Here is an 11,182-nt window from a genome sequence, read left to right on the forward strand (position 1 = left end):
GATGCGCATCAACCGGATCCTGCTCTCGGCCCCGCTGGTGGTCGTCGCCCTCGTCATCCAGGTCACGATCCTGGCCCGGCTGCAACTTCCCGGCGCGGTACCGGACCTGCTGCTGCTCGTCGTGGTCGCCCTGGCGCTGGTCTACGGCCACGTCGGCGGCGCGCTCATCGGCTTCTTCGCCGGGCTGCTGGCCGACCTCGCCCCGCCGTCCGACCACGCCATCGGCCGCTACGCGCTGGTGCTCTGCGTCATCGGCTATGCCGCGGGCCTGACCCGCCCGGACTCCGGCCGGCACCGCTCGGCGACGCTGCCGCTGCTCGTCGTCATCGGGGCCGCCATCGGCTCGACGCTGATGTACGCCGGCGTCGGCGCGCTGGTCGGCGACACCGCCGCCCGGCACGTCGGCATCGTCGGACTGCTGCTCAGCGCCACCCTCTACGACCTGCTGCTGGCCCCCTTCACCGTCCCGCTGGTGATGGCGCTGGCGCGGAGAACGGACAGCGATCTGCTGGCCGGTGACGGCTCCGGCAGTACGAGCGGCTCCGTCGGCGACGGCGGGTACGGCTGGCTGACCACCGGCACCGGCCTCAAGGCCAGCCGCGGCGCCATGAAGTCCTTCCGTTCCGGCGCCGGCATCGGCAGCCAGCGCGGCGGTCTGCTCGGCAAGTCCGCCCGCGACAAGGTGGGCCGCATCAAGGGGGTCAAGCGACTGTGACCCCCTCCCGTCTCCTTCCGACCACCACCCCTCATGGAGGCGCTGCGCGCCATGAGTAATCTCCCGGAAACCCGGACCTCCCGGGTCACCGTCCGGCTCATCGCGATCCAGATCCTGGTCTTCTCCCTGCTGGTCACCCTCGGCGGCCGGCTCTGGTATCTGCAGATCCGCAATGGCCAGGAGTACGCCAACGAGGCCAGGAGCAACCACGTCCAGCAGGTCGTCGAGCCCGCCACCCGCGGCTCGATCCTCGACGCCCGCGGAGTGCCGCTGGCCGACAACCAGACCCGGCTGGTCGTCTCCGCGAGCCGTACCGACCTGCTGAAGATGAAGGACGACGGCAAGGCCGTGCTCGGGCGGCTCGCCAGGGTGCTCGGCCTGTCGGCGAAGGAGATCCGCGACAAGGTGCGGCTGTGCGACTCCAAGACGCCGCAGCCCTGCTGGAACGGCTCGCCCTACCAGCCGATCCCGATCACCGACGAGGCCACCACCCAGCAGGCGCTGCAGATCCGTGAGCGCTCCGAGGACTTCCCCGGCATCAGCGCCGAGCCGACCGCCGTCCGCCGCTACGCCGCCCCCGGCACCGCCAACACCGCCCAGGTGCTGGGCTATCTCTCGCCGGTCACCGACGCCGAGATCAACAAGGCCAAGGACACCCGCTCGCCGCTGCTGCGCTCCGACCAGATCGGCCGGTCCGGGCTGGAGCGTACGTACGACAGCGCGCTGCGCGGCAAGGCCGCCGTCACCCGCTACGAGGTCGACAACCTCGGCCGGGTCATCGGCCAGGCCAAGAGCGAGAAGGGCCGGGCCGGAGCCAGCGTCGTCACCAGCATCGACGCCCGTGTGCAGGCCATAGCGGAAAAGCAGCTGGACCAGGCCATGAAGGACGCCCGCAACTCGTTCGACAAGAACACCGGCACCAACTACAAGGCCGACTCGGGCGCCGTGGTCGTCATGGAGGCCAAGACCGGCCGGGTGGTGGCGATGGCCTCCAACCCCAGCTACGACCCCAACGCCTGGGTCGGCGGGATCTCCGGGAAGGACTACGCCCACCTCACGGGCAAGGACTCCGACTACCCGCTGCTGAACCGCGCCATCCAGGGGCAGGCCGCCCCCGGCTCGATCTTCAAGGTCATCTCGACCTCGGCCGCGGTCAATGCCGGCTACGACTTCAACGGCCACTACCCCTGCACCAGCTCGTACAGCATCGGCGGCCAGGTCTTCAAGAACTTCGAGGGCGAGGGCCACGGCGACATCAGCCTGGGCCGGGCGCTGGAGGTCTCCTGCGACACCGTCTTCTACCGGCTCTCGCACGAGGAGTGGAAGAAGGACGGCGGGGACAAGCCCAAGAAGGACCCCAACGACTGGTTCTACAAGACCGCCCACCAGTTCGGCCTCGGCAAGGAGACCGGCATCGACCTCCCCAACGAGGTCACCGGCCGGGTCCCCGACCGCAGGTGGAAGAACGCGTTCTGGAAGGCCAACAAAGCCGGCTGGTGCCAGCAGGCCAAGGCCTGGCCGAAGAAGAAGGACTTCGGTACCAAGCTCGCCCGTGAGGGCTGCTTGGAGGGCATGAAGCTGCACGCCTACGACTCGATCAACTACGCCATCGGCCAGGGCGACACCCTCGTCACCCCGATCCAGATGGCCACCATCTACGGCGCGATCAGCAACGGCGGCACGCTCTACAACCCGACCGTCGGCAAGGCCGTCGTCAGCCCCGACGGCAAGCACATCCAGCGGATCCAGCCCCACCCGCACGGCAAGCTGCCGGTCACGAAGAAGACCCTCGCGCAGATGGACGGCGCCCTCGCCGGCGTCGCCACCCGGGGTACCGCGGCCTGGCGGTTCGGCGGCTGGCCCCAGGACAAGATCCCGATGCATGCCAAGACCGGTACGGCCGAGGTCTACGGCAAGCAGACGACCTCGTGGTTCGCGACGTACACCAAGGACTACACGATCGTCATGACCATCGCCCAGGGTGGTACGGGCTCCGGCGCCTCCGGTCCCGCGGTGCGCAACATCTACAACGCGCTCTACGGGGTCGACGAGAAGGGCGGCATCGACCCGAAGGCCGCCCTGCTGCCGAAGCCGGAGGCCAGGCTGCCCAAGATCGACACCGATGGCTCCATCGAGGCCCAGCCCATCAAGCCGTACGCCCCGCCGTCGCCCTCGCCGTCCGCATCGGAGAGTCCACGATGACGACCAGCCACACCTCCCGGGCGTTCTCGATCCGGCGCTACACCCCCGAGCTGGGCACCTGGGGAAAGCTGACGGCGCGTGACTCGGTGGTGCGCAAGCTGGACTGGATACTGCTGCTGTCCTGTCTGGCGCTGTCGCTCATGGGCTCGGTGCTGGTGTTCTCCGCCACCCGCAACCGCACCGCGCTCAACCACGACGACGAGTACTTCTTCTTCCTGCACCATCTCCTCAACACCGGCATCGGCCTGGCGCTGGCCGCCGCCACCATCTGGCTCGGGCACCGCACCCTGCGCGGCGCGGTCCCGATCCTCTACGCCCTGTCGGTCGTGCTCGCGCTGCTGGTGCTGACCCCGCTGGGCGCCACCATCAACGGCTCGCGTTCCTGGCTGGCGATCCCCGGCGGATTCTCGCTCCAGCCCGCCGAGTTCGCGAAGATCACCATCACCCTCGGCATGGCGATGATCCTGGCGTCCCGGGTCGACGCGGGCGACCGCCCGCACCCCGACCACCGCACCGTCGTCCAGGCCCTCGGGCTGGCCGCCGTCCCGGTCATGGTCATCCTGCTGATGCCCGACCTCGGTTCGGTCATGGTGCTCGGCGCCGTCATCCTCGGCGTCCTGCTCGCCTCCGGCGCCTCCAACCGCTGGATCCTGGGGCTGGGCGGCACGGGCGTCGTCGGCTGTGTGGCCATCTGGCAGCTCGGTCTGCTCGACGAGTACCAGATCGCCCGCTTCGCCGCGTTCGCCAATCCGAGCCTCGACCCGGCGGGCGTCGGCTACAACACCAACCAGGCCCGGATCGCGATCGGCGGCGGCGGACTGACCGGTTCCGGCCTGTTCCACGGCAGCCAGACCACCGGTCAGTTCGTCCCCGAACAGCAGACGGACTTCATCTTCACCGTCGCCGGCGAGGAGCTCGGCTTCCTGGGCGCGGGCCTGATCATCGTGCTGCTCGGCATCGTGCTGTGGCGCGCCTGCCGGATCGCCCGCGAGTCCACCGAGCTCTACGGCACCATCGTCGCCGCCGGCATCATCGCCTGGTTCGCCTTCCAGTCCTTCGAGAACATCGGCATGACGCTCGGCATCATGCCGGTCACCGGCCTCCCACTGCCGTTCGTCTCCTACGGCGGCACCTCCATGTTCGCGGTCTGGATCGCGATAGGGCTGCTGCAGTCGATCCGTGTCCAGCGGCCGCTGTCGGCCTCCCGCTGACCCACCTCACCGCCCGAGATACAGCTCGAACCACAGTGAGGTGGCGCGCGGCCCCTCGCACGGCGTCGTTCCCCAGGCGTCGGCGAGGTGGCCGGTCAGCAGCAGTCCGTGATCGGCTCCCTGCTCACCGTCCGGCGGGGCCGGGCGCGGGATCCGGACCGGCGCCGTGTCATGGACGCTGATCCGCAGGCCGTGCCGGGCGGTCAGCATCCGCAGCAGGATGTCCGCGGACCGCGGGGTGTGCAGATGGCAGCGGGTCACCGCCTCCGAGGCGAGCAGCACCGCGGTGTCGCGGAGCGGGTCGAGCCCGGTGCGGCGCAGCACCGCCCGGACGAAGTCGCGGGCGGCCTTCGGGGCGGTGGGTTCGCTCGCCGCGGTCAGGAGGGACGGGCGGGCGCCGGTCGAGACGTGGATGGGTGCCCGGGTGACGGGTACGGCTTGGGGGTGCACGGGTGTCTCCCTCCCCGAAGGGGTCAAGTGCGCGGCCGGTGCCACTCTGCGTGGCCGACTCGTCACACACCGTAAGTCACCGTGTGCGGTACGTGCCACCCACCCGGCGGATCCCGGCCAGCCGGCGGTCTCCCGGTCCGATGGGTGGTCCCGGACGGGGCGGCATGACTACATTCGAGGCATGGCGGACACCGTGCGGGAGATCGAGCGGAAGTACGAGGCCGACAGGACCACGCAGCTGCCGGACCTGACCGGGGTCGACGGGGTCGCCACCGTGGCGGAGGCGGGTACCGAGGATCTGGACGCCGTCTACTACGACACCGCCGGCCTGTGTCTGGCTGCGGAGGGCATCACCCTGCGCCGCCGCACCGGCGGCAAGGACGCGGGCTGGCATCTGAAGCTGCCGGTCGCGCCGGGCGTCCGCGACGAGGTACGGGCCCCGCTGTCCGACACACCGCCCGCGGAACTCACCGCCCTCCTGCGGTCCCGGCTGCTGGACCGCGCGCTGATCCCCGTCGTACGGCTGCGCACCCACCGCACGGTGCGGGTGCTGCGGGACACCGGGGGCGCGCCGCTCGCGGAGATCGCGGTGGACGCGGTGCGTGCGCGGCGGGTCTGCGCGCCCGCGGGAGGCAAGAAGGCGAAAGCGGCGCCGGCCCAGGCCCGGTGGCACGAGATCGAGGTCGAACTCGCCGGCGACGGCGGCCCCGGGCTGCTGGACGCGGTCGGCCGCAAGCTGGCCGCCGCGGGGGTGCGCCCCGCCGCCTCCGCCTCGAAACTGGCGCGGGCGCTGGCCGAGACGGGTCAGTGGTACGAGGGCGCGGCCGGGCCCGGCGCCGGGCCGGACGAGCGCCCCACCGGGAACAGGGCCGAAGGCTCGGGCAAGAGCAAGAGCAAGAGCAAGAGCAAGGGGAAGGTGAAGGGCAAGGCGAAGGGCAAGGCCGCCGTCGCCGGGAAGGGTGGCGACACCGCCGGCGATGTCGTCCTGCGCTATGTCCGCGAGCAGGTGCGGGCGATCATCGAGCTGGATCCGGCGGTACGGCGCGATCTGCCCGACGCGGTGCACCGGATGCGGGTCGCCACCCGCCGGCTGCGCAGCGCCTTCCGGTCGTACACCAAGGTGCTCGACCGCGCGGACACGCTGCCCGTCGGCACCGAACTCAAGTGGCTGGCCGCGGAGTTGGGGGTGGAGCGCGACCGGGAGGTGCTCACCGCGCGGCTGCGGGCCGGTCTCGCCGGGGTACCCCGGGAGCTGCGGCTCGGGCCCGTGGACGCCCGGCTGCGGATCTGGACGGAGCGGCGCCGGGCCGGCGCGCGCGGGCAGCTGCTGGCCGTACTGGACGGGCCCCGCTACCTCGCCCTGCTGAAGCGGCTGCACGCGCTCCTGGAGGCGCCGCCGCTGCGCCCGGCCGCCGCCCGGCCGGCGCCCGAGGCGGCCGCCAAGGCCGTGCTGAAGGACTACCGGCGGCTGGCCCGCCGCATGGAGACCGCCCTGACGGCACCGGCCGGACAGGCGCGGGACGAGGCACTGCACGGCGCCCGCAAGGCGGCCAAGCGGACCCGGTACGCCGCGGAGGCGGCCCGCCCGGCGCTCGGCCGCCCGGCGAAGAAATTCGCCCGCCGCATCAAGCGGGTGCAGCAGTTGCTCGGCGACCACCAGGACAGCGTCGTGGCCCGCGCCACGCTGCGCGAGCTGGCGACCCAGGCCCAGCAGGCCGGCGAGGGCGGCTTCGCCTTCGGTCTGCTCCACGGGCGCGAGGAGGCCCTGGCCGCCGACCGGGAGCGCCGGCTGCCGCGCGTGTGGAAGAAGGCCGCCCGCCGCCGGTACCGCACCGCGCTGCGGCCGTGACCTGGGCCGCAGCCACTGCGTCCGGTCGCGGCTGCCGAGCACGTTAGGCTTGAGGGTCCCCCTGCCCGCTGATGAAAGATCACCACGATGCCTGTCGAGTCGGTCTTCCCACGCCTGGAGGCCCTCCTCCCGCACGTGCAGAAGCCCATTCAGTACGTCGGTGGCGAGCTCAACTCCACAGTCAAGCCGTGGGACGAGTGCGACGTCCGCTGGTCGCTCATGTACCCGGACGCCTACGAGGTCGGTCTGCCCAACCAGGGCGTCATGATCCTCTACGAGGTCCTCAACGAGCGCGAGGGCGTGCTGGCCGAGCGGACGTACAGCGTCTGGCCGGACCTCGAAGCCCTGATGCGTGAGCACGACGTCCCCCAGTTCACGGTCGACGGACACCGCCCCGTCGGCGCCTTCGACGTCCTCGGCGTCTCCTTCTCGACCGAGCTGGGCTACACCAACCTCCTCACGGCACTGGACCTCGCCGGCATCCCGATGGAGGCCAAGGACCGCACGGAGGACCACCCGATCGTCCTCGCCGGCGGCCACGCGGCCTTCAACCCGGAACCGGTCGCGGACTTCCTGGACTGCGCGGTCGTGGGCGACGGCGAGCAGGCGGTGCTGGAGATCACCGAGATCATCCGCGCCTGGAAGCAGGAGGACCGCCCCGGCGGGCGCGACGAGCTGCTGCTCCGCCTCGCCAAGACCGGCAGCGTCTACGTCCCCAAGTTCTACGACGTCGAGTATCTGGCCGACGGGCGCATCTCCCGCGTCGTGCCGAACCGCTCCGGCGTCCCGTGGCGGGTGTCCAAGCACACCGTCATGGACCTGGACGAGTGGCCCTACCCCAAGCAGCCGCTCGTCCCCCTGGCCGAGACCGTCCATGAGCGGATGTCGGTCGAGATCTTCCGTGGCTGCACCCGCGGCTGCCGTTTCTGCCAGGCCGGCATGATCACGCGCCCCGTACGGGAGCGAAGCATCACCGGCATCGGCGACATGGTGGACAAGGGCCTGAAGGCCACGGGATTCGAGGAGGTCGGCCTGTTGTCGCTGTCCTCCGCGGACCACACCGAGATCGGCGACGTCGCGAAGGGCCTCGCCGACCGGTACGAGGAAGACAAGATCGGTCTGTCGCTGCCGTCGACCCGGGTCGACGCCTTCAACATCGATCTTGCCAACGAGCTGACGCGCAACGGCCGTCGCTCGGGTCTGACCTTCGCGCCGGAGGGCGGCAGCGAGCGGATCCGCAAGGTCATCAACAAGATGGTCTCCGAAGAGGACCTGATCCGTACCGTCTCCACCGCCTACGGCAACGGCTGGCGGCAGGTGAAGCTGTACTTCATGTGCGGTCTGCCGACCGAGACCGACGAGGACGTGCTCCAGATCGGCGACATGGCGGTCAAGGTCATCGCCGAGGGCCGCAAGGTCTCCGGGCAGAACGACATCCGCTGCACGGTCTCCATCGGCGGCTTCGTCCCCAAGCCGCACACGCCGTTCCAGTGGGCGCCGCAGCTGTCGGCGGAGGAGACGGACGCCCGTCTCGAAAAGCTCCGCGACAAGATCCGCGGTGACAAGAAGTACGGCCGCTCCATCGGCTTCCGCTACCACGACGGCAAGCCCGGCATCGTCGAGGGCCTGCTCTCGCGCGGCGACCGCCGCGTCGGCTCGGTCATCCGCGCCGTCTACGAGGGCGGCGGCCGCTTCGACGGCTGGCGCGAGCACTTCTCCTACGACCGCTGGATGAAGGCCGCGGAGGAGACGCTGCCCGCGTTCGGCGTGGACGTCGCCTGGTACACCACCCGTGAGCGGGAGTACGAGGAGGTCCTGCCCTGGGACCACCTGGACTCCGGTCTCGACAAGGACTGGCTCTGGGAGGACTGGCAGGACTCCCTCGACGAGACCGAGGTCGAGGACTGCCGCTGGACCCCGTGCTTCGACTGCGGCGTGTGCCCGCAGATGGACACCGAGATCCAGATCGGCCCCACGGGCAAGAAGCTGCTGCCGCTGAGCGTCGTCAAGTAGCGCCCGCCGTACGGCTCTTCGGCCCGGCCCGCGTACCCCGCGAGGCCGGGCCGCGGTGTGCTCGCGCACCATGGGGCGATGCCAACGCCGCAGCTCATCGCCCCCACCGTGGAGGTCCACGCCTCCTTCCTCGCCGCGATGGAGGAGTTCCGCGCCGACGGCGCGGAGACCGCACCGCACTCCCATCTGGCCGGTGAGCTGCGGACGTGGGCCGACCGCTGGCGCAGCGCCGAGGGGTTCGCCGCGTACGTGGAGCTGACCGGCGGCGTCGCGAGGGAGGAGCGCGCGGACGGCGTGGTGGCCAGGACCACCCGGTGGTGGGTGGCGGACGGCAGGTACCTGGGCCGGGTCACCTTCCGGCACAGCCTCACCCCTTCGCTCCTCGACTACGGCGGCCACATCGGCTACGCCGTCCGTCCCGGTGCCCGTCGCCGCGGTCATGCCACCGCGATGCTGCGGGCCGCGCTGCCGGTCGCCCATCACGAGCTGGGCATCGACCCGGTGCTGGTCACCTGCGATGACACCAACGCCGGTTCACGCAAGGTCATCGAGGCCTGCGGCGGGGTCTTCGAGGACCGGCGGGAGGAAAAGCTGCGCTACTGGATCCACGCACCCGTCACCGCCGCCGGGCCGATGTCGCCGCGGCGCGGCTGACGTAGCGGCTGACGTACCGGAGCACGAGGGGGAGAGACGGATGGAGCCCAACGGCAGCGACCGGGCGCCGGCCCGGTACGAACCGGGCGAAGGCTGTGTGACCAGGCTGGTCAGGGTGCCGGTGCGGATCGTGGTGCTGGTGCTCGTGGTGCCGGTGCGACTGGTCTGGGAAGTGCTGACCGCGGTGGGCAGGACCGTCCACCGGGCCGTGCTGCGTCCCCTCGGCCGCGGCCTGGCCCGGCTCTGGCACACCCTGGTCGTGCGTCCGCTGGCCTGGGCCTGGCGCACCCTCGTCGTCACCCCGCTCACCTGGCTCTGGCGCACCCTCGTCGTCGCGCCCGCGGCCTGGTTGTGGCGGTGGGTGCTGGCGCCGGCGGGCCGGGGGATCGGAGCGGTCGTGGTGTGGCTGGTGCGGTGGCTGGTCGTGGTGCCCGCCCGGTGGCTTCACACATATGTGCTGAGCCCGCTCGGGCGCGGGACCGCCTGGCTGGTGCGGGGCGTCGGGGCGGTGCTCGGCGGACTCGTCCGGTGGACCGTGATCGTGCCGGCGGTCGCCCTGTGGCGCTACGTCCTCGGCCCGGCCGGACGGCTGCTGGCCGCCGTGGTGACCGTGCTCGTCCGGGAGACCGGGGCGGCGCTGGGGCACTGCTGGCGGGCCGCCGGGATCCTTTCCCGGGCCCTTGGCCGGTTCCTGGGCGCGGTGCTGCGGTGGACCGTCGTCGAACCGGTGCGCCGGGTCTACCGCAGCGTGCTCACGCCGGTGGGACACGTGATCCGGGACGGCCTGTGGCGGCCGGTCCGGCAGGCGCTGCGGACCGCGCGCGAGACGGTGCGCCAGACCCGGCGGGAGGTCCGGCGGACCCTGTTCGGGGCGCCCCGCGAGCCGCGGCCGGCGAGAGCCGTGGTGCCCCGGCGGGAACCAGCGGGTTCCAGGACACGTACTCTAGGTAAGAAGTCCGGGCGCGACGTGTCCCCGCCCGCGCGGGGCTGATCCGGACCGGGCGACGCCGGACGGCGTCCTCCGGGCCGTCCCCGTGCCTGCGGGGTGGCATCCGGCAGCGCCCTCACACAAGGAGAAGTAACACTGGGCAAGCGACAGCCCGAAGGCCCGCCGCCCGCACCGGCGGTGCAGCGCATCCGACTGCGCTACACCAAGCGCGGCCGCCTCCGGTTCACCAGCCACCGCGACTTCCAGCGCGCTTTCGAGCGGGCGCTGCGCCGCGCCGAGGTCCCCATGGCCTATTCGGCGGGCTTCACCCCGCACCCCAAGGTGTCGTACGCCAACGCCGCCCCCACCGGCACGGGCAGCGAGGCCGAGTATCTGGAAATCCAGCTCGCCGAGCACCGCGATCCGGACATGCTCCGCGAACTGCTCGACACCTCGCTGCCGGACGGGCTCGATGTGATCGACGCCGTCGAGGCGCACACCTCAGGCCTGGCCGACCGGCTGGAGGCCTCGGTGTGGGAGATCCGGCTCGAGGGAGTCGGGGCCGAGGAGGCCGGGCACGCCGTCGAGGCGTTCCTCGCCGCCGAAGAGGTGCAGGTCGAGCGCCGTACGAAGAACGGCATGCGGACCTTTGACGCACGAGGCGCGGTGACGCGTCTGGAGGCCACCGGTTGCCCGGGCGATAGGCCCGACGGCAAAGCCTGTGCGATACTGCGGCTGGTTGTTCGGCATCTGACACCTGCCGTTCGACCCGACGACGTCCTGTCCGGCCTCCGAGCTACGGCCGACCTGGCGCCGCCGGTCCCCGCTGCGGTGACCAGGCTGGCGCAGGGGCTGCTCGATGAGGAGACCGGCGCGGTGACTGACCCGCTAGCGCCCGACCGCGACGCTGCCACGGCCGCCCCACCCACGGCCGCCGGGCTGAGTGCCGCGAAGGCGACGAGTGGGGTCTCCCCGGCAGCCGGGGAAGGTACTGCGTAGGACCGCCGTCGTCGCGTCGCCGATCAGCCAGGGAGCCACCCCGGTCCGGCAGACGCACTGACCAGGAGACTTTCGCCGGTCCCCGCCCTAAGGGAGCCGGCGAGCGAGACGACAGCTCCCGTGCGGCGCCCACGCCCCGGACAGCGGGACCGCGCTCATCA

The 11,182-nt window shown here is 71.7% G+C and carries 9 protein-coding genes; 8 read left to right on the plus strand and 1 reads right to left on the minus strand.

All coding sequences use genetic code 11. The annotated features are described in order from the left end of the window. The first annotated feature begins 1 nt into the window (after position 1). The 3 genes from mreD to rodA are packed head-to-tail and all read left to right on the plus strand — an operon-like array spanning position 2 to position 4,128. On the plus strand, positions 2–715 hold the full coding sequence (mreD, locus tag OIU81_RS24755; RefSeq protein WP_329151345.1) for a rod shape-determining protein MreD: 714 nt from the start codon (positions 2–4) through the stop codon (positions 713–715). Positions 716–766: 51 nt separating this feature from the next. Continuing rightward, the gene (mrdA, locus tag OIU81_RS24760; protein WP_329151346.1) at positions 767–2,917 is read left to right on the plus strand and encodes a penicillin-binding protein 2; all 2,151 of its coding nucleotides are present in this window, start codon (positions 767–769) and stop codon (positions 2,915–2,917) included. After that, a complete protein-coding gene (rodA, locus tag OIU81_RS24765) occupies positions 2,914–4,128 on the plus strand; it encodes a rod shape-determining protein RodA (protein WP_329151347.1) in 1,215 nt (404 codons plus the stop codon). Before mrdA ends, rodA begins: the two co-directional genes overlap by 4 nt. A gap of 6 nt (positions 4,129–4,134) precedes the next feature. Here the strand turns inward: rodA and OIU81_RS24770 are convergent, their stop codons facing one another. After that, complete coding sequence (locus tag OIU81_RS24770; protein ID WP_329151348.1) at positions 4,135–4,578, minus strand: ATP-binding protein; 444 nt, start codon at positions 4,576–4,578, stop codon at positions 4,135–4,137. A gap of 181 nt (positions 4,579–4,759) precedes the next feature. Here OIU81_RS24770 and OIU81_RS24775 point away from each other — a divergent pair, with 181 nt between their 5' ends. The 5 genes from OIU81_RS24775 (at position 4,760) to OIU81_RS24795 (ending at position 11,021) form a co-directional block, all read left to right on the plus strand. Next, positions 4,760–6,427: a CYTH and CHAD domain-containing protein gene (locus OIU81_RS24775; RefSeq protein WP_329151349.1), complete on the plus strand. Its 1,668-nt coding sequence runs from the start codon at positions 4,760–4,762 to the stop codon at positions 6,425–6,427. An 87-nt stretch (positions 6,428–6,514) separates the two neighbouring features. Further along, positions 6,515–8,440, plus strand: coding sequence for a TIGR03960 family B12-binding radical SAM protein (locus OIU81_RS24780; protein ID WP_329151350.1), 1,926 nt, complete (start codon positions 6,515–6,517; stop codon positions 8,438–8,440). A 78-nt stretch (positions 8,441–8,518) separates the two neighbouring features. After that, positions 8,519–9,094, plus strand: a complete 576-nt coding sequence (locus OIU81_RS24785) for a GNAT family N-acetyltransferase (RefSeq protein WP_329151351.1) — start codon at positions 8,519–8,521, stop codon at positions 9,092–9,094. 40 nt (positions 9,095–9,134) lie between these two features. Next, a complete protein-coding gene (locus OIU81_RS24790; RefSeq protein ID WP_329151352.1) occupies positions 9,135–10,085 on the plus strand; it encodes a hypothetical protein in 951 nt (316 codons plus the stop codon). A gap of 135 nt (positions 10,086–10,220) precedes the next feature. Continuing rightward, entirely contained in the window at positions 10,221–11,021 is an 801-nt protein-coding gene (locus OIU81_RS24795; protein WP_329151353.1) for a TIGR03936 family radical SAM-associated protein, read from the plus strand. Positions 11,022–11,182: the final 161 nt, after the last annotated feature.

Origin of the sequence: Streptomyces sp. NBC_01454 (genome assembly GCF_036227565.1) — a bacterium.
Lineage (GTDB): Bacteria > Actinomycetota > Actinomycetes > Streptomycetales > Streptomycetaceae > Streptomyces.

Coding starts and splice junctions, on each gene's coding strand:
- mrdA (WP_329151346.1), top strand. CDS start 767: ATGAGTAATCTCCCGGAAACCCGGACCTCCCGGGTCACCGTCCGGCTC.
- OIU81_RS24790 (WP_329151352.1), top strand. CDS start 9,135: ATGGAGCCCAACGGCAGCGACCGGGCGCCGGCCCGGTACGAACCGGGC.
- rodA (WP_329151347.1), top strand. CDS start 2,914: ATGACGACCAGCCACACCTCCCGGGCGTTCTCGATCCGGCGCTACACC.
- mreD (WP_329151345.1), top strand. CDS start 2: ATGCGCATCAACCGGATCCTGCTCTCGGCCCCGCTGGTGGTCGTCGCC.
- OIU81_RS24780 (WP_329151350.1), top strand. CDS start 6,515: ATGCCTGTCGAGTCGGTCTTCCCACGCCTGGAGGCCCTCCTCCCGCAC.
- OIU81_RS24775 (WP_329151349.1), top strand. CDS start 4,760: ATGGCGGACACCGTGCGGGAGATCGAGCGGAAGTACGAGGCCGACAGG.
- OIU81_RS24785 (WP_329151351.1), top strand. CDS start 8,519: ATGCCAACGCCGCAGCTCATCGCCCCCACCGTGGAGGTCCACGCCTCC.